The organism is Pseudomonas sp. SCPG-7 (assembly GCF_002156405.1).
GTDB classification, from domain to species: domain Bacteria; phylum Pseudomonadota; class Gammaproteobacteria; order Pseudomonadales; family Pseudomonadaceae; genus Aquipseudomonas; species Aquipseudomonas parakoreensis.
Genome location: NZ_MVOO01000011.1, coordinates 168,214 through 193,129, shown reverse-complemented (window position 1 = coordinate 193,129; position 24,916 = coordinate 168,214). Strand labels below are relative to the sequence as shown.

27 protein-coding genes are annotated in these 24,916 nt (G+C 61.0%); 16 read left to right on the top strand and 11 right to left on the bottom strand.

Translation table 11 applies throughout. From position 1 onward, the window contains the following. Nucleotides 1-28: 28 nt before the first annotated feature. The gene (locus tag B1722_RS20640; protein WP_041074727.1) at nt 29-349 is read left to right on the top strand and encodes a DUF2388 domain-containing protein; all 321 of its coding nucleotides are present in this window, start codon (nt 29-31) and stop codon (nt 347-349) included. Continuing rightward, nucleotides 346-2,307 carry a DUF4105 domain-containing protein gene (locus tag B1722_RS20635; protein WP_041074729.1) on the top strand — a complete coding sequence of 654 codons (1,962 nt, stop codon included), beginning with the start codon at nt 346-348 and terminating at the stop codon, nt 2,305-2,307. The genes B1722_RS20640 and B1722_RS20635 overlap by 4 nt, the downstream gene beginning before the upstream one ends. Nucleotides 2,308-2,455: 148 nt before the next feature. On the opposite strand, the gene B1722_RS20630 is transcribed toward B1722_RS20635, so the two are convergent. The 3 genes from B1722_RS20630 to trpB all read right to left on the bottom strand — a co-directional run bounded on the left by B1722_RS20630 (nt 2,456) and on the right by trpB (nt 5,064). Beyond that, nucleotides 2,456-2,896: an anti-virulence regulator CigR family protein gene (locus B1722_RS20630; RefSeq protein WP_047297491.1), complete on the bottom strand. Its 441-nt coding sequence runs from the start codon at nt 2,894-2,896 to the stop codon at nt 2,456-2,458. A 123-nt stretch (nt 2,897-3,019) separates the two neighbouring features. After that, nucleotides 3,020-3,832: a tryptophan synthase subunit alpha gene (trpA, locus tag B1722_RS20625; protein WP_041074732.1), complete on the bottom strand. Its 813-nt coding sequence runs from the start codon at nt 3,830-3,832 to the stop codon at nt 3,020-3,022. Beyond that, a complete protein-coding gene (gene trpB / locus B1722_RS20620; RefSeq protein WP_041074734.1) occupies nt 3,832-5,064 on the bottom strand; it encodes a tryptophan synthase subunit beta in 1,233 nt (410 codons plus the stop codon). The genes trpA and trpB overlap by 1 nt, the downstream gene beginning before the upstream one ends. Nucleotides 5,065-5,177: 113 nt before the next feature. On the opposite strand from trpB, the gene B1722_RS20615 reads away from it, so the two are divergent. After that, nucleotides 5,178-6,095 (top strand): LysR family transcriptional regulator, encoded by a 918-nt coding sequence (locus tag B1722_RS20615; protein WP_086794123.1) that lies wholly within the window; start codon nt 5,178-5,180, stop codon nt 6,093-6,095. Here the strand turns inward: B1722_RS20615 and B1722_RS20610 are convergent. After that, nucleotides 6,068-6,394 (bottom strand): YqjD family protein, encoded by a 327-nt coding sequence (locus B1722_RS20610; protein ID WP_003220391.1) that lies wholly within the window; start codon nt 6,392-6,394, stop codon nt 6,068-6,070. The two genes, B1722_RS20615 and B1722_RS20610, sit on opposite strands and share 28 nt — an antisense overlap. A 157-nt stretch (nt 6,395-6,551) precedes the next feature. Between B1722_RS20610 and B1722_RS20605 the strand changes: the two genes are divergently transcribed. Both B1722_RS20605 and B1722_RS20600 read left to right on the top strand, forming a co-directional pair. Continuing rightward, complete coding sequence (locus B1722_RS20605; RefSeq protein WP_027610201.1) at nt 6,552-6,767, top strand: dodecin; 216 nt, start codon at nt 6,552-6,554, stop codon at nt 6,765-6,767. Nucleotides 6,768-6,891: 124 nt separating this feature from the next. Further along, nucleotides 6,892-7,116 carry a DUF1161 domain-containing protein gene (locus B1722_RS20600; RefSeq protein ID WP_047297488.1) on the top strand — a complete coding sequence of 75 codons (225 nt, stop codon included), beginning with the start codon at nt 6,892-6,894 and terminating at the stop codon, nt 7,114-7,116. Nucleotides 7,117-7,282: 166 nt separating this feature from the next. On the opposite strand, the gene B1722_RS20595 is transcribed toward B1722_RS20600, so the two are convergent. After that, nucleotides 7,283-8,284 carry an LLM class flavin-dependent oxidoreductase gene (locus B1722_RS20595; protein ID WP_086794121.1) on the bottom strand — a complete coding sequence of 334 codons (1,002 nt, stop codon included), beginning with the start codon at nt 8,282-8,284 and terminating at the stop codon, nt 7,283-7,285. Between the two features lie 239 nt (nt 8,285-8,523). Here B1722_RS20595 and B1722_RS20590 point away from each other — a divergent pair, with 239 nt between their 5' ends. Both B1722_RS20590 and B1722_RS20585 read left to right on the top strand, forming a co-directional pair. Then, entirely contained in the window at nt 8,524-8,955 is a 432-nt protein-coding gene (locus B1722_RS20590) for an OsmC family protein (protein WP_041074742.1), read from the top strand. A 242-nt stretch (nt 8,956-9,197) separates the two neighbouring features. Further along, on the top strand, nt 9,198-9,437 hold the full coding sequence (locus B1722_RS20585) for a DUF1161 domain-containing protein (RefSeq protein WP_007962817.1): 240 nt from the start codon (nt 9,198-9,200) through the stop codon (nt 9,435-9,437). A 6-nt stretch (nt 9,438-9,443) separates the two neighbouring features. On the opposite strand, the gene B1722_RS20580 is transcribed toward B1722_RS20585, so the two are convergent. Both B1722_RS20580 and B1722_RS20575 read right to left on the bottom strand, forming a co-directional pair. Continuing rightward, nucleotides 9,444-9,863, bottom strand: a complete 420-nt coding sequence (locus tag B1722_RS20580) for a lipoprotein (protein ID WP_041074745.1) — start codon at nt 9,861-9,863, stop codon at nt 9,444-9,446. 40 nt (nt 9,864-9,903) lie between these two features. After that, on the bottom strand, nt 9,904-10,326 hold the full coding sequence (locus B1722_RS20575; protein ID WP_041074747.1) for a hypothetical protein: 423 nt from the start codon (nt 10,324-10,326) through the stop codon (nt 9,904-9,906). A 58-nt stretch (nt 10,327-10,384) separates the two neighbouring features. On the opposite strand from B1722_RS20575, the gene B1722_RS20570 reads away from it, so the two are divergent. Continuing rightward, a complete protein-coding gene (locus B1722_RS20570; RefSeq protein ID WP_041074749.1) occupies nt 10,385-11,461 on the top strand; it encodes an aminopeptidase in 1,077 nt (358 codons plus the stop codon). Between the two features lie 115 nt (nt 11,462-11,576). On the opposite strand, the gene B1722_RS20565 is transcribed toward B1722_RS20570, so the two are convergent. Together B1722_RS20565 and B1722_RS20560 are read right to left on the bottom strand one after the other, a co-directional pair. Next, a complete protein-coding gene (locus B1722_RS20565; protein ID WP_041074751.1) occupies nt 11,577-12,227 on the bottom strand; it encodes an HAD family hydrolase in 651 nt (216 codons plus the stop codon). 28 nt (nt 12,228-12,255) lie between these two features. Next, complete coding sequence (locus B1722_RS20560) at nt 12,256-12,801, bottom strand: gamma carbonic anhydrase family protein (protein WP_041074753.1); 546 nt, start codon at nt 12,799-12,801, stop codon at nt 12,256-12,258. An 89-nt stretch (nt 12,802-12,890) separates the two neighbouring features. Between B1722_RS20560 and prlC the strand changes: the two genes are divergently transcribed. Both prlC and B1722_RS20550 read left to right on the top strand, forming a co-directional pair. Next, the gene (gene prlC / locus B1722_RS20555; RefSeq protein ID WP_041074776.1) at nt 12,891-14,942 is read left to right on the top strand and encodes an oligopeptidase A; all 2,052 of its coding nucleotides are present in this window, start codon (nt 12,891-12,893) and stop codon (nt 14,940-14,942) included. Further along, nucleotides 14,939-15,223, top strand: coding sequence for a YheV family putative zinc ribbon protein (locus tag B1722_RS20550; protein WP_007962808.1), 285 nt, complete (start codon nt 14,939-14,941; stop codon nt 15,221-15,223). Before prlC ends, B1722_RS20550 begins: the two co-directional genes overlap by 4 nt. A 45-nt stretch (nt 15,224-15,268) precedes the next feature. Here B1722_RS20550 and B1722_RS20545 read toward each other — a convergent pair whose 3' ends face one another. Continuing rightward, nucleotides 15,269-15,913, bottom strand: a complete 645-nt coding sequence (locus B1722_RS20545; RefSeq protein ID WP_086794138.1) for a dual specificity protein phosphatase family protein — start codon at nt 15,911-15,913, stop codon at nt 15,269-15,271. 310 nt (nt 15,914-16,223) lie between these two features. Between B1722_RS20545 and B1722_RS20540 the strand changes: the two genes are divergently transcribed. The 6 genes from B1722_RS20540 to B1722_RS20515 all read left to right on the top strand — a co-directional run bounded on the left by B1722_RS20540 (nt 16,224) and on the right by B1722_RS20515 (nt 23,791). After that, the gene (locus B1722_RS20540; RefSeq protein WP_086794119.1) at nt 16,224-16,970 is read left to right on the top strand and encodes a gluconate 2-dehydrogenase subunit 3 family protein; all 747 of its coding nucleotides are present in this window, start codon (nt 16,224-16,226) and stop codon (nt 16,968-16,970) included. Between the two features lie 2 nt (nt 16,971-16,972). Next, nucleotides 16,973-18,757, top strand: coding sequence for a GMC family oxidoreductase (locus B1722_RS20535; RefSeq protein WP_086794117.1), 1,785 nt, complete (start codon nt 16,973-16,975; stop codon nt 18,755-18,757). Between the two features lie 12 nt (nt 18,758-18,769). Next, a complete protein-coding gene (locus B1722_RS20530; protein ID WP_086794115.1) occupies nt 18,770-20,071 on the top strand; it encodes a cytochrome c in 1,302 nt (433 codons plus the stop codon). Nucleotides 20,072-20,145: 74 nt separating this feature from the next. Next, nucleotides 20,146-21,204, top strand: a complete 1,059-nt coding sequence (locus tag B1722_RS20525) for a PA0069 family radical SAM protein (RefSeq protein ID WP_086794113.1) — start codon at nt 20,146-20,148, stop codon at nt 21,202-21,204. Nucleotides 21,205-21,442: 238 nt separating this feature from the next. Further along, nucleotides 21,443-22,174 (top strand): carbonic anhydrase, encoded by a 732-nt coding sequence (locus B1722_RS20520; RefSeq protein ID WP_041074767.1) that lies wholly within the window; start codon nt 21,443-21,445, stop codon nt 22,172-22,174. A 90-nt stretch (nt 22,175-22,264) separates the two neighbouring features. Next, nucleotides 22,265-23,791 carry a SulP family inorganic anion transporter gene (locus tag B1722_RS20515; protein ID WP_086794111.1) on the top strand — a complete coding sequence of 509 codons (1,527 nt, stop codon included), beginning with the start codon at nt 22,265-22,267 and terminating at the stop codon, nt 23,789-23,791. A 134-nt stretch (nt 23,792-23,925) separates the two neighbouring features. On the opposite strand, the gene B1722_RS20510 is transcribed toward B1722_RS20515, so the two are convergent. Then, a complete protein-coding gene (locus tag B1722_RS20510; protein WP_027610219.1) occupies nt 23,926-24,558 on the bottom strand; it encodes a hypothetical protein in 633 nt (210 codons plus the stop codon). Nucleotides 24,559-24,916 lie beyond the last annotated feature (358 nt).

Genomic DNA, 24,916 nt, shown 5'->3' with positions numbered 1-24,916 from the left:
GTTATCATTGCCCTTCCGGAGTCGTTCCATGCGTAGCCCGCTGATTGCTGCCGCCCTTGGCCTGTTTGTATTGGCCGACGTGGCCCAGGCGCACACCCTGGTAGCCACCAGTAACATCATCGTTCGTGCCTCCCAGCGCACCATCGATTTCACCTCCGATACCACCACGTCGATTCGCGATTCGAAAATCATCCGCGAAGCCCATGACGATGCCGCCAGCTTTGTTGCCACCAACGGCGATATCCGTGGTGCTCACCTGGAAGCCGCCCTCAACACCTTGCGCACCCGCGTGCCGGAAGCCCGCGACGCCAGCGATCAGGTGCTTGCCGAAGCCATTCTTGCCCTGTGAAGTCACTCGGCGCCTGGCTACTGGCCGGGGCGTTGTTGCTGCTTGGCAACAGCGCCCACGCCAGCCTGCAATTGCGGCTCAAGACCGACGGTCTGAGCCCCGCCCAGCAACAGGCCAGTCAGGCGCTGCTCGATGAAGCGATGCAGAAGCTGCCGCCCAGCTTCGTCGAACAGCTGGACCGGCGCATCGACGTCGGCTGGTCCGACGACATGCCCGGCAACGCCTACGGCCAGGCGACCCTGGTTGCCGAACTCGACCTGAACCGCAAACTGCTCGCCGGCCTCACCGACGGCAGCGCGGCCAAAGAAAAGACCAATCGCCCTCACGGCACCGTGCGCCAGGAGCTGCTGGCAACCGTGTTGCACGAGCTCACCCACATTTATGACCGCGCGCGTCTGTGGCCCGCCGCCGAGCGCACGCTGATCCAACGCTGCACTCGCCGCAGCAACAGCGCCGGCCTGATCGGCATTCCCGACGAGTGTCGCGGCCAGACCGAACGCCGCTTCACCCTCAGCGATGACCCGCGCCTGCTCGACCTCGCCGGCTGGCAACAGTACGTCGGGCGGCGCGGCGAGCGTGAACAGCACAACCGCCAGGTGGCCCGCAGCCCGGATCTGTACGAGATTTCCAGTCCGAAAGAGTTTGTCGCGGTCAACATGGAGTATTTCCTCCTCGACCCGAGCTACGCCTGCCGACGTCCTGCGCTCTATCGCTACTACAAGGAGCGCTTCGGCTGGGCACCACCGGCCAGGGACACCTGCAGCAACACCTTCGCCTTCCTCAATGCCGGCAACGACTTCGCCAAACAGCCACTGGGACAGGTCGATCCGGAGCGGGTGTATGCCGTCGACTATTTGCTGGCCGAAGCCAACCAGAACTGGGTCAGCCGCTGGGGCCACAGCATGCTGCGCCTGGTGATCTGCGCGCCGGGTCGACCACGGGGCCCGGATTGCCGGCTCGACCTCGACCAGCATCTGGTGCTGTCTTACCGCGCCTTTGTCGGTGACGTGCAGCTGTCGAGCTGGGACGGACTGGTCGGCAAGTACCCGTCACGGCTGTTCGTGCTGCCGCTGGCGCAGGTCATCGACGAATACACCAAGACCGAACTGCGCAGCCTCGCTTCGGTACCGCTGAACCTGTCGCGCAAGGAAATTGAAGAGGTGGTCGAACACGCCGCCGAGATGCACTGGAGTTACGACGGCAACTACTTCTTCCTGTCCAACAACTGCGCCGTGGAAAGTCTCAAGCTGTTACGCAGCGGCAGCAATAACAAGCAATTGGTCGGTCTGGACAGCATCATGCCCAATGGCTTGCTGGAAGTATTGAAAGGTCGTGGCCTGGCCGACACCAGCGTGCTGGACGACCCCAAGGAAGCCTTGCGCCTGGGCTATCGCTTCGACTCGTTCCGCGATCGCTATCAGGCGATGTTCGATGTGTTGAAAAAGCAGCTGCCGATCAAACAGACCACCGTCGAGGACTGGCTATCGCTGTCTGCCGAGGAACGCCGGCAGTGGTTCGAGCGCGCAGACCTGCGCACCAGTGCGGCGTTGTTGCTGTTGGAACAGGCGAGTTATCGCCGCCAGTTGCTTCTGGCCCAGGATGAGGTCAAGCAACGCTACCTCGGTGCCCGGGAGCTGGAGAACGGTGGCATGGACAAGGCCAACGCCACCCTGCAGGAAATTCTCGCCAACAGCGGCTTCCTCAGCCGCCCGGCGGAACTGCTCGACAGCCGCGGTTACGGTTTGCCGCAACCGAGCGAGTTCAAGCGCCTGCAAGACGAAAGCGCCCAACGCCAGAAACAACTGCTGGCGCTGAGCGGCGATCTGGATAAGGAAGTGCGCAAGTTGCTGGAACCCAAGCGAGCGGCCGAAATTGCCGCCAGCGAAGCCAACGTGAAGCAGATCGGCGAGCACCTGCGCAAACTGCACAAGGCGTCCGGCGGACTGGAGCTACCCTGAGACAGAAGACTGGAACTGAATCTTGTGGCGAGGGAGCTTGCTCCCGCTCGGCTGCGCAGCAGTCGCAAATTGGCTGAATGCCTAATTTTCAGGGCCGCTCCGCGCCCCATCGGGAGCAAGCTCCCTCGCCACAGATGATCGTGCCAAATCAGTACAAAACACCGTCCAGAATTTCGTAAACGATCCCGGTACCCACCGCGATCAGCACAATGTCCCCACCGGCCCGGCGCCACTCATAACCCGGATACACCGGCAGACGGCTCAGCGCCCGCCCGTCCAGCCGCTCGCCGTAGTAACCGTGCGGCAACGGCCGGCCGCGTTCCAGATGGATACCCGGAGGTGGCGGTGCGCCACGTACGAAGTAGCCGTGGTTGTCGCGAATGGTCTGCCGCACCGGGCCGAAGTCGTGTGGCGGGCCACCACGGTGATCGTTCTGCGGGCCACGGTGATCGTCACCACGGTTATCGTAGTGGCCCGGTTGCGGGCCGCCGTGGTCATGATCATCGCGTGGATCGGCGCTGGCCAGCAGCGGCGTCGCGCTGAGCATCAGCACGCCCAGTCCGGCAATCAGACGTTTCGGCATTTTCATCGGGTCTTTCCTCACGGCACCAACAGCAAAAAAGGGATTCAGAACGTGGTTCTGAATCCCTCGGTCTTGCTCATTTAGGCTGTGTTGTTAGGTGCGAATTCCTCTGTATCAGGAACTTTACCTTCAGTTGACGCGGGCCTGACGCACGCCTTCGGACAGCGCCTTGCACAGACCCAGCACACCATCGACAGCCTGGGCCGGCGTGGTCGCATTGGCGATGTGATCGATCAGTGCCGACCCCACCACCACCCCGTCCGCCAGGCGGGCGATGGACGCTGCTTGCTCAGGAGTACGGATACCGAAGCCGATGCTGATCGGCAGGTCGGTATGCCGACGCAGACGAGCCACGGCTTCTTCGACATGCTCCAGAGTCGCGGCACCGGCACCGGTCACACCGGCCACCGACACGTAGTAGACGAAGCCCGAACTGCCATTGAGCACTTTCGGCAGACGCGCATCGTCCGTGGTCGGGGTGGTCAGGCGGATGAAGTCCAGACCGGCAACCTGCGCCGGATCGCACAGCTCGGCGTTGTGCTCCGGCGGCATGTCGACCACGATCAGACCATCGACACCCGCTTCCTTGGCATCAGCGATAAAGCGCTCAACGCCATACATGTGGATCGGGTTGAAATAGCCCATCAGCACCAGCGGCGTGTCGCTGTTGCCTTCGCGGAACTCACGCACCATCTGCAGGGTTTTCGCCAGATTCTGCCTGGAGCCCAAGGCACGGATGTTCGCCAGTTGAATCGCCGGACCGTCGGCCATCGGATCGGTGAACGGCATGCCCAGCTCGATCACGTCGGCGCCAGCGCCCGGCAGGCCTTTGAGGATCGCCAGCGAGGTGTCGTAGTCCGGATCACCGGCGGTGACGAAGGTCACCAGCGCGGCGCGATTCTGTTGCTTGAGGTCGGCAAAACGGGTTTGCAGGCGGCTCATCAGTGTTTCTCCTGCTTGGACTGTTCCATGTGATGCATCACGGTCTGCATGTCTTTGTCGCCACGGCCGGACAGGTTGACCACCATCAGGTGATCCTTCGGCAGTTTCGGCGCGCGTTTGAACACTTCAGCCAACGCATGAGCGCTTTCCAGTGCCGGGATGATGCCTTCGAGGCGGCAGCACTGGTGGAACGCAGCGAGGGCTTCGTCGTCGGTGACCGAGGTGTACTGAACGCGGCCGATGTCATGCAACCAGGCGTGCTCAGGGCCAATGCCCGGATAATCGAGACCGGCGGAAATCGAGTGGGCGTCGATGATCTGGCCATCGTCGTCCTGCAACAGGAAGGTACGGTTGCCGTGCAGCACACCCGGCACGCCGCCATTGAGGCTGGCCGCATGCTTGCCGGTTTCGATGCCGTAACCGGCCGCTTCGACGCCGATGATTTCGACGCTTTGATCATCGAGGAACGGATGGAACAGGCCCATGGCGTTGGAGCCGCCGCCGATGCACGCCACCAGACTGTCCGGCAGACGACCTTCCTGAGCTTGCAGCTGCTCGCGGGTCTCCTTGCCGATCACCGCCTGGAAGTCGCGCACCATGGCTGGATACGGGTGCGGGCCGGCCACGGTGCCGATCAGGTAGAAGGTGCTGTCGACGTTGGTCACCCAGTCACGCAGCGCTTCGTTCATCGCGTCTTTCAGGGTGCCGGTACCGGCTACCACCGGGATCACTTCGGCGCCCAGCAGCTTCATGCGGAACACGTTGGCCTGCTGCCGCTCGATGTCCGTGGTGCCCATGTAGATCACGCAATCCAGACCGAAACGTGCGGCCACGGTGGCCGTCGCCACGCCGTGCATGCCAGCGCCGGTCTCGGCGATGATGCGTTTCTTGCCCATGCGCCGCGCCAGCAGGATCTGGCCGATGCAGTTGTTGATCTTGTGCGCGCCGGTGTGGTTCAGCTCCTCGCGCTTGAGGTAGATCTTCGCGCCGCCGCAGAACTCGGTCAGACGCTCGGCGAAGTACAGCGGGCTCGGACGCCCGACATAATCACGCTGGAAGTAGGCCAGCTCTTCCTTGAACGCCGGATCTTCCTTGGCCGCTTCGTATTCACGGGCCAGATCGAGGATCAACGGCATCAGGGTTTCCGCCACGTAGCGGCCGCCGAACGCGCCGAACAGGCCGTTATCGTCAGGGCCGCTGCGCAGGTTGGAGGTGTTCGAAGTCTGGGTCATGATGTGCTCCAGGTGAATTCGGGTCATAAGACAATGACGCCACTCTACCCCTGACCTTCCAGACTGAAAACCGATAAGATCGCCACAACCTGTCAGGAAAACTCACAGATACCATGAGCCATGACCTTCCCCCGCTGAACGCCTTGCGCGCATTCGAAGCCACCGCCCGACTGAACAGCGTCAGTCAGGCGGCCGAACAGCTGCACGTTACTCATGGCGCAGTCAGCCGACAGCTTAAGGTGCTTGAAGAGCATCTGGGCGTGAGCCTGTTCGTCAAGGATGGTCGCGGCTTGAAACTCACAGATGCCGGGGTCCGTCTGCGAGACGCCAGCGGCGAGGCCTTTGATCGCTTGCGCAGTGTGTGTGCCGAGCTGACGCAAAGCACCGCTGACGCGCCGTTCGTGCTCGGCTGCTCCGGCAGTCTGTTGGCGCGCTGGTTCATCCCACGCCTGGGCCGGCTGAATGCCGACCTGCCAGACTTGCGTCTGCACCTGTCGGCTGGCGAAGGTGATCTCGATCCACGGCGCCCAGGTCTCGATGCCTTGCTGCTCTTCGCCGAGCCGCCATGGCCGGCAGACATGCAGGTCTACGAACTGGCCGCAGAACGTATCGGCCCGGTGCTGAGCCCGCTGTTCAGCGGTCATCAACGCCTGCAGGCAGCGCCGGCGTCAGCCTTGCTCAGCGAGCCGCTGCTGCACACCACGTCGCGCCCGCAAGCCTGGCCGAGCTGGGCACAGCAAAATCACCTCGACGCCAAGGCGTTGAAGTTGGGGCAAGGTTTTGAGCATTTGTATTATCTGCTGGAAGCCGCGGTGGCCGGACTTGGCGTGGCAATCGCGCCCGAGCCGCTGGTGGCCGAAGACTTGAAGGCCGGTCGCCTGGTTGCACCGTGGGGCTTCTGCGAAACCCCGGCGCAACTGGCGTTGTGGCTACCCAAGCGCGCCGCAGACGGGCGCGCCCGGCAACTGGCGCAATGGCTCAAGAACGAGCTGCGCCAGACGGATCACTCGCCGCGCTTGAACAGCAGGTAAGCGGCCAGCAGACCGATTGCACCGACGGCCACACCGGCAGTGGTCCAAGGATGTTCCTGAGCGTAATCGCGGGTGGCGATGCCGGTCTCGCGGGTTTTCACTTTGACTTCTTCATAGGCATCGCTGAGCAGGCTGCGCGAATGTTTCAGCGCGCTTTCAGCGTTGCTCTTGAGCGCCTTGAGGGTCTTGCGCGACTCGTCGGACGCGTCGTCCTTCAGGCTTTCCAACGATTTGAGCAGACTCTCGATCTCGGCTTCCATGCTTTGCAACGAGGCTTTACGTAAAGAGGTGTTGGCCATGGTGGCTCTCCTGCATTGGTGATGAGTGGCGTGTGTTGGTTGGGACTTCAGCGGTTTGAGAAAGTGCAGAAAATCTGAACTTCGCTTGCATCGCGCCGCCGAAATCAACAGTGCAGATTCACTGCTAGTCTCAAATCCACACGTCAAGGAGATCGCCATGAGTGACCATCACACCTACAAGAAAGTCGAGCTGGTCGGCTCGTCCACCAGCAGCATCGAAGACGCCATCAACAACGCGCTGGCCGAAGCCAACAAGAGCATCAAGCATCTGGAGTGGTTTGAAGTGGTCGAGACGCGTGGCCACATCAAGGACGGCAAGGCTGCGCATTTCCAGGTAACCCTCAAAGTCGGCTTCCGCATTGCCAGCAGCTGAGTTTGGGCTACGCTTCTGAACTTGCGCGCTGGCCGAGTGCCATAGGAATGGCAAAGCGCTACAAGGTGAGCGCATCGGCAGAGCCGGTGCCCGCCTCTTTTAATCCGACCAGGGAGTGCGACCGATGAAGAAGTTCATATTGGCAGTAGGTTTGTTGAGCCTTGCGGGTGGCGCGTTGGCTGCTGGCAAGCCTTGTGAAGAGTTGAAAAGCGAAATTGCGGCGAAGCTGGATGCCAAGCACGTTTCCGGGTATTCACTGGAGGTTGTCGACAAGGGTGCGGCCGCTGACGGCAAAGTCGTCGGCACCTGTGAAGGCGGCGCCAAGGAAATCGTCTACAAACGCGGTTGATTGCGCCTGAAATGCAAAAGCCGACGCGAAGGCGTCGGCTTTTTTGTGGGCGATGATTTACATGCAGGAGCTGCGGCACGCTGCGATCTTTTGATCGTGGCTTTGAAAAATCAGATCAAAAGATCGCAGCCTCGTTTCACTCGACAGCTCCTACAGGGCGCCGCGTTTATCCTTTCATGACCTGCGCCAGCAGTTCGTAGGAATGCAGGCGATCGGCGTGTTCATACAGGTCGCAAGTGAAAATCAGCTCGTCGGCCTGAGTCTGCTCGACCAGCACTTCCAGTTTCGCGCGGATCTTCTGCGGGCTGCCGACCATCGCCAGGCCGAGGAAATCCCCCACCGCCTCGCGCTCATGAGGCAGCCACAGGCCGTCCATGGTTTTCACCGGCGGACGCTGCACCAGACTCTGCCCACGCATCAGCGCCAGAATTCGCTGATACACCGAGGTCGCCAAGTAATCGGCCTGCTCATCGGTATCCGCCGCCACCAGCGGTACCCCGAGCATCACGTACGGTTTATCGAGCACCGCCGAGGGCTTGAAGTGGTTGCGATAGACGCGAATCGCCTCATGCATGAACCGTGGAGCGAAGTGCGAGGCGAAGGCGTAAGGCAAGCCGCGCTCACCGGCCAGTTGCGCGCTGAACAGGCTGGAGCCGAGCAGCCAGATCGGCACATGGGTGCCGGTGCCGGGCATGGCGATCACCCGTTGATCCGGAGTGCGCGGGCCGAGGAAGCGCGCCAGCTCGGCGACGTCTTCCGGGAAATCGTCGGCACTGCCGGAGCGTTCGCGGCGCAGAGCGCGGGCCGTCATCTGGTCGGACCCGGGCGCGCGGCCCAGCCCCAGATCAATGCGTCCCGGGTACAGGCTTTCAAGAGTGCCGAACTGCTCGGCGATCACCAGCGGTGCGTGGTTGGGCAGCATTACCCCGCCGGAGCCGACGCGAATCGTCGAAGTCCCCCCGGCCAGATAACCCAGCAGCACCGAGGTGGCGGAGCTGGCGATGCCGTCCATGTTGTGGTGCTCGGCCACCCAGAAGCGGGTGTAGCCGAATTTCTCGACGTGCTGCGCCAGATCCAGCGAGTTGCGCAGCGATTGCGCCGGGCTACCGTTCTCGCGCACCGGCACCAGATCGAGGGTGGAAAACTTTACGTCGGACAGTTGCTTCATAAACCTGCGTCTCCGAGTGGGTGCAGGTTTTTTCTTGCGAACGAAAACCTGCCGAATTCATAAGCGTGTTCTGTGCAATGAGGGCATATACCCGAGTTTCAATAGCTGAGGGAAAAATCCTACTAAAAAAGTCAACGATTCACCTGAGCTGAACTTTGTCCCGGCGTCTATCCTCAGAAGCCTTGCAAGCAAAAACCACGACGGCGCGGCGTTTCGCGCCAGATCTTGAGGAGGCAGACATGGCTATCGTGAAGAAAGCATCCGCGCATTGGGCAGGCGATCTGAAAACCGGCATCGGCTCGATCTCTACCGAGACCGGCGTCCTCAGAGAAGCGCCTTACGGCTTCAAGGCCCGCTTCGAGGGCGGTAAGGGCACCAACCCGGAAGAACTGATCGGCGCCGCGCATGCCGGCTGTTTTTCCATGGCATTTTCGATGATTCTCGGTGATGCGGGTCTGAAGGCCGAGAGCATCGATACTCAGGCAGAGGTCACACTGGACCAAGTGGATGGCGGCTTTGCTATCACTGCAGTCAAACTGATTCTCAAGGCGAAAATCCCGGGGGCGACTCAGGCGCAGTTTGAAGAACTGAGCACCAAGGCGAAGGAAGGGTGCCCGGTATCCAAGGTATTGAATGCGAAGATTACCCTTGAGGCTTCGCTGGTCAGCTGATTTGCGCAGGCTTCGACAAAGGCGTTGCTGGCACTGACGCCTTCGCGGGCAAGCCCGCTCCCACAGGATTTGGGTCGGCCCCTAACCTGTGGGAGCGGGCTTGCCCGCGAAGGCGATTTGAATAGCACCGCAATTGCTGAAGATGTGAGCGACATCAGAACCTGCGCTGCAAGAATATGGTCGAATAAGTGACAGCAGCTTCAGCGCACGCCCGTGCGCGCTGCCCCATGGAGCTTCAGGATATGAAACGTATTGGCTTGGCGATCCTCTGCAGTGCATTGGCCACAACGGTTCTTGCCGCACCGAAAGACTGTGAAGAACTCAGAAAAGAAATCGAAGTAAAGATCCAGGCGAACGCCGTGCCGTCCTACACGCTGGAAATCGTCAGCAAGGAAGAGGCCGACAAGCACGACGTGGCCATGGTCGTGGGCACCTGTGAAAACGGCAGCAAGGCAATCATTTACCAGAAGAACGACAACTGATCCGTCTCAGCTGAGGCAGTCCATGTCGTGATCCTCGGCTACGATCTCATGCTTGGCGTTGTACAGGCGGGCGCTCGGGGTGAACCCTAGCGAGCGACCTTCCAGCAGATAACGCTGGCCGGCTTCGAAATGGTCGTAGCGGATGTACAGGTAGCACAGCCGCTCGATCGGGCCGGTCATCAGCGCACCGCCGCCACCAAACACCTCGAAGTCAAACCGCACCCGCAGCTCGTGGCTACCAGGCGTGACCTGAAAGAAACGCCCATCGGTCAGCCGTTGATTGTCCAGGCGCTCGGCCATCAGCAGTTTTCCGCCGGGGGTCGGGGTCGAGAAATCGACCCAGGCCATTTGCGGATCGACCGGTGGCAGTGGCGTCTGGCAGCCGGCGATAGCGCCGACTGCGAGCAACAACATCAACTTGCGCATGATGGATGTCCAAGGATTCAGACTTCCAGCATAGCGCTGATCACGTGCGCTGACAGCCTGCCGGCGTACCTTGGCCGACCACATTGTGCTGCTCGTCATAAAGCTTCGCCCATGGCCGGAAACCGATGCTGCCAGCTTGCAGCTGATAGCGCTGACCGGCGTTGAAGTCCTTGAATTTCAAATTCAACTGGCAGTCGCGCCATAGCGGTTCGGCATCGGGGCCGATGTTGGTGGCTTCGACCGGGAATTGGTAGCGCACCTTCAGTTCGTGGCTGCCGGGCTGCACTTCGAAATAACGTTTGTCGACCGTGGCCCGGCTATCGACCTTCAGCGCTTGCAGCGCCGTGTCCTGTTGCCGGACATCGAGATCGATCCAGGCTTGCGAGGGGTCAGGGTCGGGCATTCCGAATCCGGCACATCCGGCCAGCGTCAGCAGGCCTCCTGTCAGCAACAACATGCGCATAGCGAAGCTCCAAATGGCGGGATAGTCTTGCGGGCAGACTTTCCAAAGGATTTTTATTTTGAGCAGGCCGCTTCCAAGCCATGGGTTACTTGATCGCGTTTTTCGGATTTTGTTTCCGGGTGTGATGTTTTTGTTGCTCAACGGTTGTTCCAGCGCCAGCTATTACAGCCAGTTGGCGAGCGGCCAATTGCAGTTGCTGCGCGCGCGCGAGCCAGTGGCCAAGGTGATCGCCGACCCGAGCCGCGACGCCAAGCTGCGCACGCACCTGAGCCAGTCACAGAAGGCCCGGAACTTTGCCAGCGAACACCTGCACCTGCCGGACAACCAGAGCTATCGGCTGTACGCCGACATTGGCCGGCCCTATGTGGTGTGGAACGTGTTCGCCACCCCGGAGTTTTCCCTGAAGCCGCAGAACCATTGCTTCCCGATCGCCGGTTGCGTGGCCTATCGCGGCTACTACAGCCAGAGCGCCGCGCGCGGCGAAGCGGCGATCCAGCGTCTGCAAGGCATGGATGTGTCGATTGGCGGCGTCGAGGCCTATTCGACCCTCGGCTGGTTCAATGACCCGATCCTCAATTCGATGATGGGCTGGGGCGATGAGCGTCTGGCTACGCTGATCTTTCATGAACTGGCGCATCAGCGCTTTTATGTAAAGGACGACACCGAGTTCAACGAATCCTTCGCCACATTTGTCGAGCAGGAAGGCACCCGCCAGTGGCGGGCGTTTCGTGGCCTGCCTGCGGATACCGACTCGCGGCTAAAGCAGCGTGATCAGTTCATTGAGCTGGTGCTGGAAACACGCTCACGCCTGGAAAAGCTCTACGCCCAGCCGCTACCGGCCGAGCAGATGCGCGAGCGTAAAGCGGCGGCGTTCGAGCAGTTTCGGCGCGATTACCGGGTCATGCGCGACAGCCAGTGGGCTGGGGACAAGCGTTATGACGCGTGGGTGAATCTGCCGCTGAACAATGCGCGGTTGTTGCCGTTTGGGCTGTATGACCAGTGGGTGCCGGCGTTTGCGGCGCTGTTCAGGCAGGTTGGCGGGGATTGGGAGCGGTTTTATGTTGAGGTCGAGAAGCTAGGCGGGTTACCTGTCGCGGAGCGTAAAGCGGCCTTGAAAACTTTGGCCGGATCTTGAATTGATGTCGGCTGATCCGGCCTCATCGCTGGCAAGCCAGCTCCCACATGGATTCAGGTGAACCTGCGCACACTGCTCACCTGTGGGAGCTGGCTTGCCAGCGATGGCGCTATGATCAACGCCGCAAAAACGCCTGATGCAACTCCGCCAGCGTTTCAAAGTGATAAGCCGGCGCCTCAGCGCTCAACTCTTCAAAACTGCCAAACCCATACCCCACCGCCGCCGCGTCCACGCCGTTGCTGCGCGCGCCGATCAGGTCATGTTTGCGGTCGCCGATCATCAGCGTATTGGCCGGATCCAGCCCTTCTTCAGCGATCAGATGCGCAATCAGCTCGACCTTGTTGGTCCGCGTGCCATCCAGCTCACTGCCGTAGATCACCTTGAAGTGTTTGGCGAAGTCGAAGTGCCGGGCAATTTCCCGGGCGAACTCCCACGGTTTGGAGGTCGCGATGTACAGCTGTCGCCCTTGCCCGCTCAGGGTCTCGAGCAACGGTGTGACGCCATCGAACACACGGTTTTCGTACAGGCCGGTGACTTTGAAGCGTTCGCGATAGAAATTCACCGCCTCCCAGGCCTTGGCCTCGTCGAAGCCATAGAACTGCATGAACGCCTGCAACAGCGGCGGGCCGATGAAGTGTTCGAGTTTGCTCAGGTCCGGCTCGTCGATGCCGAGTTTGCTCAAAGCGAACTGGATGGATCGGGTGATGCCCTCTCGCGGGTCGGTCAGGGTGCCATCGAGGTCGAACAGTACGGTCTGGTAATGCATGAGAAATCCTGAGCAGGTGTAGGTCGATTCAGAGCTGGTCGTAGCCTTCGGCCAGATGCAGGTCCTTGAGCTTCACGTAGTTCGCCGCGCTGTAGGTGAAGAAGGCGCGTTCCTTGTCAGTCAACGGACGGACCTGTTTCACCGGGCTGCCCACGTACAGGAAGCCGCTTTCCAGGCGCTTGCCCGGTGGTACCAGGCTGCCGGCGCCGATGATCACATCATCCTCGACCTGCGCGCCGTCCATGACAATGCTGCCCATGCCGATCAATACGCGGCTGCCAACGCTGCAGCCATGCAGCATGACCTTGTGGGCGATGGTCACGTCATCGCCGATCAGCAGCGGAAAACCGTCCGGGTTGAATGGACCGGCGTGGGTGATGTGCAACACGCAACCGTCCTGCACGCTGGTGCGCGCACCGATGCGGATGCGGTGCATGTCGCCACGGATCACGGTCAGCGGCCACACGGAGCTGTTTTCGCCGATTTCGACGTCGCCGATCACCACCGCGGAGGCGTCGACAAACGCGCCTTTACCGAGCTGCGGGGTGTGATTCTGGTACTTGCGAACGGACACGATAATTTCTCTCTCTGTCGCCGATAGCTGCGGTGAGTGCCGATTGTAATTAAGATGGGCGCATGTTTCTCCCAGCCAAGGTGCCAACCGTGAGCGTGAACAACCCTCTTCTGCAGTCCTACGACCTGCCGCCGTTCTCCACGATCCGTGCCGAACACGTGCTGCCAGCCATTGAAACGATCCTGGCCGACAACCGCGCCGCCATCGCCGAAATCCTCAAGACTCAAGTCGAGAACCCGACCTGGGCCGGCCTGGTATTGGCGATGGACGAACTCAATGATCGCCTCGGCGCTGCGTGGAGCCCGGTCAGCCACCTCAACGCCGTGTGCAACAGCGCTGAACTGCGCGAGGCCTACGAGTCGTGCCTGCCGGCCCTGAGCGCCTACTCCACCGAGATGGGTCAGAACCGCGAGCTGTTCCAGGCTTATGAAGCGCTGGCCAACAGCCCGGAAGCCGCCAATTTCGACGTGGCGCAAAAAACCATTCTGGAACACGCCCTGCGCGATTTCCGTTTGTCGGGTATCGACCTGCCGGAAGCCGAACAGAAGCGCTACGCCGAAGTGCAGAGCAAACTGTCCGAGCTGGGCAGCCGCTTCTCCAACCAGTTGCTCGACGCCACGCAAGCCTGGACCAAGCACATCACCGACGAAGCCGCCCTCGCCGGCCTGACCGACTCGGCCAAGGCGCAAATGGCCGCTGCCGCCCAGGCCAAAGGCCTTGACGGCTGGCTGATTACCCTGGAATTCCCAAGCTACTACGCGGTGATGACCTACGCCCAGGATCGTGCGCTGCGCGAGGAAGTCTATGCCGCCTACTGCACCCGTGCGTCGGATCAAGGCCCGAACGCCGGGCAGAACGACAACGGCCCGGTGATGGAAGAGATCCTCGACCTGCGTCAGGAACTGGCAAAACTCTTGGGCTTCGCCAGCTTCTCCGAGCTGAGCCTTGCCACGAAGATGGCCGAGTCCAGCGATCAGGTGCTGAGTTTCCTGCGCGACCTGGCCAAGCGCAGCAAACCGTTTGCCGCGCAGGATCTGCAGCAGCTGCGCGCCTTCGCCGCCGAACAGGGCTGCGCCGATCTGCAGAGCTGGGACAGCGGTTTCTACGGGGAAAAACTCCGCGAGCAGCGCTACAGCGTCGCTCAGGAAACCCTGCGCGCCTACTTCCCGATCGATAAAGTCCTCGGCGGCCTGTTCGCCATCGTTCAGCGTCTGTACGGCATCGAGATCGCCGAGCTGAAAGGCTTCGACACCTGGCACCCGGACGTGCGTCTGTTCGAAATCAAGGAAAACGGCCAGCACGTCGGGCGCTTCTTCTTCGACCTCTACGCCCGCGCCAACAAGCGTGGCGGCGCGTGGATGGACGGTGCCCGCGACCGTCGCCGCACCGTTGACGGCGTGCTGCAAAGCCCGGTGGCCAACCTGGTGTGCAACTTCACCCCGGCCGACAGCGGCAAGCCTGCGCTGCTGACCCATGATGAAGTGACCACCCTGTTCCACGAATTCGGCCACGGCCTGCATCACCTGCTGACCCGCGTTGATCACGCCGGTGTTTCCGGGATCAACGGCGTGGCGTGGGATGCGGTCGAGCTGCCGAGCCAGTTCATGGAAAACTGGTGTTGGGAGCCGGAAGGCCTGGCGCTGATCTCCGGTCACTACGAAACCGGCGAGCCGCTGCCACAGGATCTGCTGGAAAAAATGCTCGCGGCGAAGAACTTCCAGTCCGGGCTGATGATGGTCCGTCAGCTGGAATTCTCGCTGTTCGACTTCGAACTGCACGCCACTCACGGTGACGGCCGCAGCGTGGCGCAAGTGCTGGAAGGCGTGCGCGACGAGGTGTCGGTGATGCGTCCACCGGCGTACAACCGCTTCCCCAACAGCTTCGCGCACATCTTCGCCGGCGGTTACGCGGCCGGCTATTACAGCTACAAGTGGGCGGAAGTGCTGTCGGCGGATGCCTTCTCCAAATTCGAAGAGGATGGCGTGCTCAACGCCGAGACCGGTCGCGCCTTCCGCGAAGCGATTCTGGCGCGTGGCGGCTCGCAGGCCCCGATGGTGCTGTTCGTCGACTTCCGTGGCCGTGAGCCATCGATTGACGCACTCTTGCGCCATAGCGGCCTGAGTGAGGACGCAGCAGCATGAGTGAGGCACCTGTGATTACCAAGAAGCGCTTTATCGCCGGGGCTGTCTGCCCGGCGTGCAGCGAACCGGACAAACTGATGATGTGGAACGAGGACAGCGTGCCGCACCGCGAGTGCGTGGCCTGCGGTTACTCGGATACGCTGAACGAGCAAGGGCTGTCGGTTCCCAAGGAACTGGGCACGCGGGTCAATACCAGCGCGCTCAAGCCGGCGCCGGACAAGACGGTCCAGGCCGTGCAGTTCTTTCCGAATCCGAAGCTGAAGAAAAAGTCCGAAGACTGAGCCGGCAAATAACCCTCCACGGTGCAATGCCGTGGAGGGTGCGGCTTACTTGAGGTTGACTGACTGGAACCAGCTCTTCATCGAGCAAGTGGCAAAGGCACTGGTGCTGCAGTCGCCGTTGGCCAGCGCGGTGCGCAGTTTGTCGACATCGGCCTGCATCACGTAGCGCACGCCATCCTTGAAATGGCCGCTTTCACCAAAACCGCCCTGCGTCATTTCATTCAGGGCGTCTTCCTTGCTCCAGCCCTGCACCACGATTCGGTACATCGCCGCCATCAGGCCGGTGCGGTCAGAACCGTGTTTGCAGTGCATCAGCACCGGGCCGTTGGCTTCGGCAGCCTGAATCGCGCGCAGTGTCTTGAGCACATCGGCGTCATCGACGTGGTTGGTGCGATAAGGCAGTTGCACTTGATTGATGCCCGGCTCGGACAGCCAGCTGCTGTCGGCTTCCGGCAGGAAGTTGATCACCGTCGCCACTTTGAGATTTTTCAGCAACGGCACCGCGCCGCCATCCGGCAAGGCACTGCGGTACAGCGTTGGCGACATCTGGAACAGGTTGTACTGCACTTCCACCGGTTGCGCCCACTCCGGCGGGCGCGATGTGACAGCGGCATCAGCCTGGGCCGGCATCAAGTGCAGCAGAGTGACAAGCGACAAACACAAAACAGGAAAAAGACGCACTCGAGACATGCTGGGCTGACCGTAATCGGAATTCATCAATGAAAGGCCTCGCAGCTTCCACGTCTGACGGTCAAAGCCCTGTGAGGCTCTTGTCAAAGAATTGTGAATCCGGGCGATTTCATTGAGCGCCGGGTAAAAAACCGAGGCTTTTTCCCACTGAATCGGTTCATCCCGATGATTAGCCTGCTACCATTTGTCACACGATGTTGCAGGCGTCCTCTTTTTCCCGGTCAAACGGGCCGCGCGCCGCGACGAAAAAATGCTCACGCCGTTCGCAGAAACGGCGGACAACCATCAATGCCTGATGAGGTGCACCCCCATGTCTGACGCAGATCGAGACAACCCGCGGCGTGAGTTCTTGCGCAAATCCCTGACCCTGATTCCCGTGGTCACCCTCGCCGGTACCGGTCTGGGCAGCAGCGTATTGCAAGCTGCACCTGAAGCGGCCCCGGCGACACCCGCAGCCACACCGGCCAAGGCTGACGCCAGCGCTTACCAGCCGAGCTATTTCACCGCCGAGGAATGGGCCTTCATCAACGCCGCCGTGGCGCAATTGATCCCCAATGACGAGCAAGGCCCGGGGGCTCTGGAAGCCGGCGTGCCGGAATACATCGACCGCCAGATGAACACCCCGTACGCGGCCGGTGCCCTGTGGTACATGCAAGGTCCGTTCAACACCGACGCTGCGCCGGAGATGGGCTGGCAGAGCAAACTGGTGCCCAAAGAGATCTATCGCCTGGGCATCGCTGCCACGGATCAGTGGGCAAAATCCCTCAACGGTAAAACATTTGCTGAGCAAGACAGCGCTACCCGAGAAGATTTGCTCAAGCAGCTCGAAGCCGGCAAACCGCAGTTCGATGCGGTTCCCGCGAAGATTTTCTTCAGCCTGCTGCTGCAAAACACCAAGGAAGGGTTCTTCTGCGACCCGATCCACGGCGGCAATAAAGGCATGGTCGGCTGGACCATGATCGGCTTCCCCGGCGCCCGCGCCGATTTCATGGATTGGGTGGAACGCAACGAGCAGTACCCCTTCCCGGCAGTTTCGATTCGCGGCGAGAGGGCTTGAGCATGGCAACCGTAATGAAGAAGGTCGACGCGGTGATCGTCGGTTTCGGCTGGACTGGCGCGATCATGGCCAAGGAGCTGACCGAAGCCGGGCTCAACGTGCTGGCGCTGGAGCGCGGGCCGATGCAGGACACCTACCCTGACGGCAACTATCCACAGGTGATCGACGAACTCACCTACAGCGTGCGCAAAAAACTCTTTCAGGACATATCGAAGGAAACCGTCACCATCCGCCACAGCGTCAACGACATCGCCCTGCCGAACCGCCAGTTGGGTGCGTTTCTGCCGGGCAATGGCGTCGGCGGCGCCGGTTTGCACTGGTCGGGCGTGCACTTTCGCGTCGATCCGATCGAGCTACGCATGCGCAGCCACTACGAAGAGCGTTACGGCAAAAGTTTTATCCCCAAGGACATGACCATCCAGGACTTCGGCGTCAGCTATGAAGAGCTGGAGCCGTTCTTCGATTTCGCCGAAAAGGTCTTCGGCACCTCCGGCCAGGCCTGGACCGTGAAAGGCCAACTGGTCGGTCAGGGCAAGGGCGGCAACCCTTACGCACCGGATCGCTCCAATCCGTTCCCGCTGGAAGCGCAGAAGAACACCGTTTCCGCACAGCTGTTCGGCAAAGCGGCGGCAGAGGTCGGTTACAAACCCTACAACCTGCCGTCGGCGAATACTTCAGGCCCGTACACCAACCCCTACGGCGCACAGATGGGCCCGTGCAATTTCTGCGGATTCTGCAGCGGTTACGTGTGCTACATGTATTCGAAGGCATCGCCGAACGTGAACATTCTGCCAGCGCTCAAGCCGCTGCCGAATTTCGAATTGCGGCCCAACTCGCATGTGCTGCGGGTCAATCTCGACAGCACCAAGTCCAAGGCCACCGGCGTGACTTACATCGATGGCCAGGGCCGCGAGATCGAGCAGCCGGCGGATCTGGTGATTCTCGGCGCCTTCCAGCTGCACAACGTGCGCCTGATGCTGCTCTCGGGCATCGGCAAACCGTACGACCCGATCAGCGGCGAAGGCGTGGTCGGGCGTAACTTCGCCTACCAGAACATGGCGACCATCAAGGCGTTCTTCGACAAGGACACCCACACCAACAACTTCATCGGTGCCGGCGGTAACGGCGTGGCGCTGGACGATTTCAACGCCGACAACTTTGACCACGGCCCGCACGGCTTCGTCGGTGGCTCGCCAATGTGGGTCAACCAGGCTGGCAGCCGCCCGATTGCCGGCACCTCGAACCCGCCCGGCACCCCGGCTTGGGGCAGCCAGTGGAAACGCGCGACCGCCGATTACTACACCCACCAAGTGTCGATGGACGCCCACGGCGCGCACCAGTCCTACCGTGGCAACTACCTTGATCTGGATCCGGTGTACCGCGATGCCTACGGCTTGCCGCTGCTGCGCATGACCTTCGACTGGCAGGAAAACGACATCAAAATGAACCGCTTCATGGTCGAGAAAATGGGCAAGGTCGCTCAAGCCATGGGCCCGAAAGCCATCGCGGTGATCGGCAAGCAGGTCGGTGATCATTTCAACACCGCGGCCTACCAGACCACCCACCTCAACGGTGGCGCAATCATGGGCACCGATCCGAAGAAGAGCGCCCTGAACCGTTATCTGCAGAGCTGGGACGTGCACAACGTGTTCGTGCCAGGTGCGTCGGCGTTTCCGCAAGGCTTGGGTTACAACCCGACCGGGCTGGTGGCGGCGTTGACCTACTGGTCGGCCAAGGCGATCCGCGAGCAATACCTGAAAAACCCCGGCCCGCTGGTTCAGGCTTAAGGAGCGATGACCATGAACAATCTCGTTATCGCCACCCTGGCCCTGCTCGGCAGTGCTGCCGTGCACGCCGCCGACGTCGATCAGGCGTTGATCAAACAAGGCGAATACCTCGCCCGCGCCGGTGACTGCGTGGCCTGCCACACCGCCAAGGGCGGCAAACCGTTCGCCGGCGGCCTGCCGATGGAAACGCCGATCGGCACGATCTACTCGACCAACATCACCCCGGACAAAACCGGCGTCGGTGATTACAGCTTTGAGGATTTCGACCAAGCGGTGCGCCACGGCGTCGCCAAAAACGGTAGTACGTTGTACCCGGCGATGCCGTATCCGTCCTACGCCCGGGTCAGCGAAACCGACATGCAGGCGCTGTACGCCTACTTCATGCACGGCGTTGAACCGGTGGCGCAGGAGAACAAGGCCAGCGACATCCCATGGCCGCTGAGCATGCGCTGGCCGCTGATGGGCTGGCGCTGGCTGTTTGCGCCGAAAGTCGAGGACTACAAGGCCACTTCGGACGACCCGGTGATCGACCGCGGCGCCTATCTGGTCGAAGGCCTCGGTCATTGCGGCGCGTGCCATACGCCACGGGCGCTGACCATGCAGGAAAAATCCCTGAGCGCGGCGGATGGCAAGAGCTTCCTCGCCGGCAGTGCGCCGCTGGAAGGCTGGATCGCCAAAAGTCTGCGCGGTGATCACAAGGATGGCCTGGGCAGCTGGAGCGAAGCGCAGTTGGTGCAGTTCCTCAAGACCGGACGCAGCGACCGCAGCGCAGTGTTCGGCGGCATGAGCGATGTGGTGACTCACAGCATGCAATACATGACCGACGCCGACCTCACTGCGATTGCCCGCTACCTCAAGTCACTGCCGGCAGTTGATCCAAACGATCAGCCGCACCAGTACGACGAGAAAGCCGCCAAAGCCCTGTGGAACGGCGACGACAGTCAACGCGGCGCAGCGGTGTACATCGACAACTGCGCGGCCTGCCACCGTACCGACGGCCACGGCTACACCCGGGTGTTCCCGGCGCTGGCGGGCAATCCGGTGCTGCAATCGGAGGATCCGACATCGCTGATCCACATCGTGCTCAAGGGCGGTACCTTGCCGGCGACGCACACGGCACCCTCGACCTTCACCATGCCGGGTTTCGCCTGGCGGTTGTCGGATCAGGAAGTGGCGGATGTGGTGAGTTTCATCCGTGGCAGTTGGGGCAACAAAGGGGCGCCGGTGAAAGCCGCTGACGTCGCCGAGTTGCGTAAGGAGGATATGAAGCACACCTCCGGCGATGACCTCGGTCAGGTCACGCAACACAACTGACCAGTCGCCCGACGGCACTAGCCAGATGAGCAACGCCCCGATACTGTATATGCACACAGTATCGGGGCGTTTTCATGTCTACTCCATTGCCACCGCGCGGTCGCGGCACCGCGACCAACCCGCACAACCGCTTTGCGCCGAACCGTTCGGTGGCCGAGGACGACGGCTGGTATCAGGAAGTGCCCGAAACGCAGAACACCGAGGTGATGATCGAAACCGCGAAAACCATCATTACCCGCAATACCTCGCCGGACCTGCCCTTCGACCGCTCGATCAATCCCTATCGCGGCTGCGAGCACGGCTGCATCTATTGCTACGCGCGACCCAGCCACGCCTATTGGGACATGTCGCCGGGGCTGGATTTCGAGACGAAGCTGATCGCCAAGACCAACGCCGCCCAGGTGCTGGAAGAACAGCTTGGGAAAAGAGGTTATCAGTGCGCGCCGATCAACCTCGGCTCCAATACCGACCCGTACCAACCCATCGAACGTGAACACCGGATCACCCGCCAGACCCTCGAGGTGCTGCTGCGCTATCGGCACCCTGTGACCATCGTCACCAAGGGCTCGCTGATCCTGCGCGACCTCGATCTGCTCACGGAGCTGGCGCAGCAACGGCTGGTGGCGGTGATGATCAGCCTGACGACGCTGGACGATGAACTCAAACGCATCCTCGAACCGCGTGCCGCGGCACCCAAGGCCCGGCTGCGGGCGATCCGGGTGATGCGCGAAGCAGGCATTCCGGTGGGGGTGCTGTGTTCGCCGATGATCCCGATGATCAACGACAGCGAAATCGAAAGCCTGCTGACCGAGGCACATGCCGCCGGTGCACAAAGTGCCGCCTATATGATGCTGCGCCTGCCGCTGGAAGTGGCGCCGTTGTTCGAGGAGTGGTTACAGGCGCACTATCCGCAGCGTGCGGCCCATGTCCTGAGCCTGATCCGCCAGAGCCGTGGCGGCGAGCTCTACGACAGCCGTTTCGGTGCACGCATGCGCGGCGAGGGGCCGTTTGCCGACCTGCTCGCGCAACGTTTCGCCAAAGCCATTAAACGTCTCGGTTTAAACCACCGTGAGGGCTATAACCTGGACTGCACGGCCTTCTGTCCGCCGGGTCGCCAGATGTCGTTGATTTAGCGTCAATTTGCCTATGGTTGCTGGGTTGGAGTCCTTCCGTCGAAATACCTCAGTCACGTTTTTTGTGACCTGGAACACACGTTCTAGAGCGCTTGATTCAGTTTGAGTTAAGTTTCGGCGGCTACCTTGTTCATCGAGTGACTGACGGGTCGGGATGGCCCGGATGTTTTAAACAGCCACTGGCTTCATACCGGAATACACGGGAACGACTCCCCGAATCCGCCAAAGAGGATGAATCATGAGTGACAAGGATAAACAGCCGTTGGCTGCGTCGGCGCAAGCCGTCCCTGGGGCGGAATCCGCCGATGCAGCGCTGCGAACGATCGTTGACGGCTTTTTGCATTTTCATCATGAGGTCTTCCCGCAACAGGAAGAACTCTTCAAGAAACTCGCCACGGCGCAATCGCCACGGGCAATGTTCATCACCTGCGCCGACTCGCGCATCGTGCCCGAGCTGATCACCCAGAGTTCGCCAGGCGATCTGTTCGTGACCCGTAACGTCGGCAACGTCGTGCCGCCTTACGGCCAGATGAACGGTGGCGTTTCCACTGCCATCGAATACGCGGTACTGGCGCTGGGCGTGCAACACATCATCATCTGCGGCCACTCCGATTGCGGTGCCATGCGCGCAGTGCTCAATCCGGACAGCCTGGAAAAAATGCCGACGGTCAAAGCCTGGCTGCGTCATGCGGAAGTGGCGAAGACCATGGTGCATGACAACTGCAACTGCACCGACGAAAAAGAAAGCATGCCGATCCTCACCGAGGAGAACGTCATCGCTCAACTGCAGCACTTGCGTACCCATCCTTCCGTAGCCTCACGCATGGCGAACGGTCATCTGTTCATCCATGGCTGGGTCTACAACATCGAAACCAGCGAAATCAAAGCTTACGACGCGGATCAGGGACGCTTCCTGCCGCTCGACGGCAGCCATCCGATTCCGGTGGCGACGCCCAAAGCGCGCTTCTAAATCTTCCTAAAAATCTGTGTGGTTTGACGCCAGCCGCTGTTTCAGCGGTGCGGCGAAGCCACGCCTGAAGAAAACTTCGGGAGAGTCACCATGCGTGCTGCTCAATTGAAAGCGGTTCTGCCACGGGAGTTGCTGGCTTCGGTGGTTGTGTTTCTGGTCGCCCTGCCGCTGTGCATGGGTATTGCGATTGCTTCCGGGTTGCCACCGGCCAAAGGCCTGATCACCGGGATTATTGGTGGTCTGGTGGTCGGTTGGCTGGCGGGCTCGCCGTTGCAAGTCAGCGGGCCGGCGGCGGGGCTGGCGGTGTTGGTGTTCGAGCTGGTGCGCCAGCACGGGATCGAGATGCTCGGGCCGATTCTGCTGCTCGCCGGTTTCCTGCAACTGGTGGCCGGGCGTTTGAAGCTCGGTTGCTGGTTTCGGGTGACGGCGCCAGCGGTGGTCTACGGCATGCTCGCGGGGATCGGCGTGCTGATCGTTCTGTCGCAGGTGCATGTGATGCTGGATGCCAAGCCGCAGCCCTCGGGCCTGGATAACCTCACGGCCTTCCCCGGCGCGGTGGCGCAAGCCTTGCCGTCGTTTGGCTGGCAGGCCGGACTGCTCGGGCTGGCGACCATTGCGGTGATGTGGCTGTGGGAGAAATTGCGTCCGCATTCGCTGCGCTTCATTCCCGGTGCGCTGCTCGGCGTTGGCCTGGCCACGGGCGCCAGCCTGCTGCTGGCGTTGCAGGTGAAACGGGTCGAGGTGCCGGAGAATCTGGCCGAAGCCATCGACTGGCTGAAACCGGCGGATTTGCTCAGCCTTGCTGATCCAACCCTGCTGATTGCGGCTTTTGCCGTGGCATTCATCGCCAGCGCCGAAACCCTGTTGTCGGCGGCGGCGGTGGATCGCATGCACAGCGGTGTGCGCTCGGACTTCGACCGTGAACTCTCAGCGCAGGGCGTCGGCAACATGCTTTGCGGACTGGTCGGTGCGCTGCCGATGACCGGGGTGATCGTGCGCAGTTCGGCCAACGTCCAGGCTGGCGCAACCACCCGCTATTCGACGATCTTCCATGGTTTGTGGCTGCTGGCGTTCGTGCTGTTGTTGTCGAGCGTGCTGCAAAGCATTCCGGTGGCGAGTCTGGCAGGCGTGCTGGTGTACACCGGTTTCAAACTGGTGGACCTCAAGGCCTTTCGCGGTCTGGGTCGTTACGGGCGGATGCCGATGTTCACCTACGCCGCCACGGCGCTGGCGATCATTTTCACCGACCTGCTGACCGGTGTGTTGATCGGTTTCGGTTTGACGATGTTGAAACTGGCGTTCAAGGCGTCGCGCCTGAAGATCAGCCTGATCGACCTGCCGCAGGACGGTGAGATGGAATTGCGTCTGGTGGGCGCGGCGACCTTTCTCAAGGTACCGGCACTGACCCAGGTACTGGGCAGCATTCCAGCGGGCACAACGGTGCATGTGCCGCTCAACCACCTGAGCTACATCGACCATTCGTGTCTGGAATTGCTGGAGGAGTGGGGCCGGGCGAATGCGGCAAAGGGGTCGAAGCTGTTGATCGAGTCACGTGGGTTGAAGCGACGACTTGAGGGGCGGGTTCGCACAACAACAGGCATCGGCGCTGCCGGTTAAATCCCTCATATACAAATAAACCCTGTGGGAGCTGGCTTGCCAGCGATGGCGGTCTTTCAGTCACTGAAAATGTCGACTGATCTACCGCTATCGCTGGCAAGCCAGCTCCCACAGGAATTTGTGTGGAACGCGGGTTACGCAGCGGGCTGGTCGAGCTCCAGGCCAACGCCCAGGCGGCGGCCCATGCACGGCCAGCGCTTCCATGCAGCACCAGTGTCCGGGCTGCTCAGTTTGTCGCGGTAGGCTTCTACCGATTCCAGCGCAAAACTCTCGTCGTCGAGCATCTCGTCGATGGTGTGATGCACGACTTCATCCAGTTGATTGGCAAATTCCTCACCGAGCAGCTGGTGAGCAATCAGGTTGGCGACCGTCATGTCCAAGGGGATCAGTGGCTGGCCGAGGTGTTTGATGTACAGGTCGTTGACCTCTTCGACAAAGCGGTGCGCCAGATAGGCTTCGTCCAGCAGGCTGTCCAGACCGACCGGCGGCTGGAGGAAGTACTGCTCGGCGATTTTCAGCACCGGTTTGATCTGCGACTCGATTCCCGCTTCCCTGGCAACTTCATTGGCTGCGTCCAGCATGTCTGGTACTTCATCGATATAGGCGGTGACAAAACTCGTCAACGCGTCTTCGCGATTAGCGTCCGGCAACTGAATGGCCGAATGCAGATGAGGCAACTTGGCTTCCAGCTGACGCTTGAGCCGTCCGGTTTCGTTTTCGGTCTGTCGGGCTTTTTGGATCTGCTCGCGCAATGCGGCGGTGTTCATGAAAACTCCAGGGAACAAGGCAATGAAATAGGGAAGACATAACTTAGCTGGCTTACGAAAAATGCTAAGACGCATTTGTCATAATTATTTCATCCTTGATGCAGCAGCGTTATATCGGTTCGCCACCACTCGTCTGCATCCTTCTCTATTCGTGCCCTTTAGCGCAAGTCCCGGCTGTTTCAGAACATTAACGCCACGACATTGCAATTTCCGGCGGCTGTCTATACTCGCCATTGAATGGAGTTAGCTGATGACGCCCGACTGCCCACGCAGCAAGGCCCGGCGATTCAAGTTCGTAGTCTGATGCAGCCGCTCCCTTGCCGAAGGCGTTGCGCCTACGGGATAACAAGAACGATAA

Coding starts and splice junctions, on each gene's coding strand:
- B1722_RS20525 (WP_086794113.1), top strand. CDS start 20,146: ATGTCTACTCCATTGCCACCGCGCGGTCGCGGCACCGCGACCAACCCG.
- B1722_RS20605 (WP_027610201.1), top strand. CDS start 6,552: ATGAGTGACCATCACACCTACAAGAAAGTCGAGCTGGTCGGCTCGTCC.
- B1722_RS20615 (WP_086794123.1), top strand. CDS start 5,178: ATGAGCCATGACCTTCCCCCGCTGAACGCCTTGCGCGCATTCGAAGCC.
- B1722_RS20595 (WP_086794121.1), bottom strand. CDS start 8,284: ATGAAGCAACTGTCCGACGTAAAGTTTTCCACCCTCGATCTGGTGCCG.
- B1722_RS20590 (WP_041074742.1), top strand. CDS start 8,524: ATGGCTATCGTGAAGAAAGCATCCGCGCATTGGGCAGGCGATCTGAAA.
- B1722_RS20550 (WP_007962808.1), top strand. CDS start 14,939: ATGAGTGAGGCACCTGTGATTACCAAGAAGCGCTTTATCGCCGGGGCT.
- B1722_RS20575 (WP_041074747.1), bottom strand. CDS start 10,326: ATGCGCATGTTGTTGCTGACAGGAGGCCTGCTGACGCTGGCCGGATGT.
- B1722_RS20535 (WP_086794117.1), top strand. CDS start 16,973: ATGGCAACCGTAATGAAGAAGGTCGACGCGGTGATCGTCGGTTTCGGC.
- B1722_RS20540 (WP_086794119.1), top strand. CDS start 16,224: ATGTCTGACGCAGATCGAGACAACCCGCGGCGTGAGTTCTTGCGCAAA.
- B1722_RS20545 (WP_086794138.1), bottom strand. CDS start 15,913: ATGTCTCGAGTGCGTCTTTTTCCTGTTTTGTGTTTGTCGCTTGTCACT.
- trpB (WP_041074734.1), bottom strand. CDS start 5,064: ATGACCCAGACTTCGAACACCTCCAACCTGCGCAGCGGCCCTGACGAT.
- B1722_RS20510 (WP_027610219.1), bottom strand. CDS start 24,558: ATGAACACCGCCGCATTGCGCGAGCAGATCCAAAAAGCCCGACAGACC.
- B1722_RS20600 (WP_047297488.1), top strand. CDS start 6,892: ATGAAGAAGTTCATATTGGCAGTAGGTTTGTTGAGCCTTGCGGGTGGC.
- B1722_RS20580 (WP_041074745.1), bottom strand. CDS start 9,863: ATGCGCAAGTTGATGTTGTTGCTCGCAGTCGGCGCTATCGCCGGCTGC.
- B1722_RS20585 (WP_007962817.1), top strand. CDS start 9,198: ATGAAACGTATTGGCTTGGCGATCCTCTGCAGTGCATTGGCCACAACG.
- B1722_RS20520 (WP_041074767.1), top strand. CDS start 21,443: ATGAGTGACAAGGATAAACAGCCGTTGGCTGCGTCGGCGCAAGCCGTC.
- trpA (WP_041074732.1), bottom strand. CDS start 3,832: ATGAGCCGCCTGCAAACCCGTTTTGCCGACCTCAAGCAACAGAATCGC.
- B1722_RS20640 (WP_041074727.1), top strand. CDS start 29: ATGCGTAGCCCGCTGATTGCTGCCGCCCTTGGCCTGTTTGTATTGGCC.
- B1722_RS20610 (WP_003220391.1), bottom strand. CDS start 6,394: ATGGCCAACACCTCTTTACGTAAAGCCTCGTTGCAAAGCATGGAAGCC.
- B1722_RS20530 (WP_086794115.1), top strand. CDS start 18,770: ATGAACAATCTCGTTATCGCCACCCTGGCCCTGCTCGGCAGTGCTGCC.
- B1722_RS20565 (WP_041074751.1), bottom strand. CDS start 12,227: ATGCATTACCAGACCGTACTGTTCGACCTCGATGGCACCCTGACCGAC.
- B1722_RS20515 (WP_086794111.1), top strand. CDS start 22,265: ATGCGTGCTGCTCAATTGAAAGCGGTTCTGCCACGGGAGTTGCTGGCT.
- B1722_RS20630 (WP_047297491.1), bottom strand. CDS start 2,896: ATGAAAATGCCGAAACGTCTGATTGCCGGACTGGGCGTGCTGATGCTC.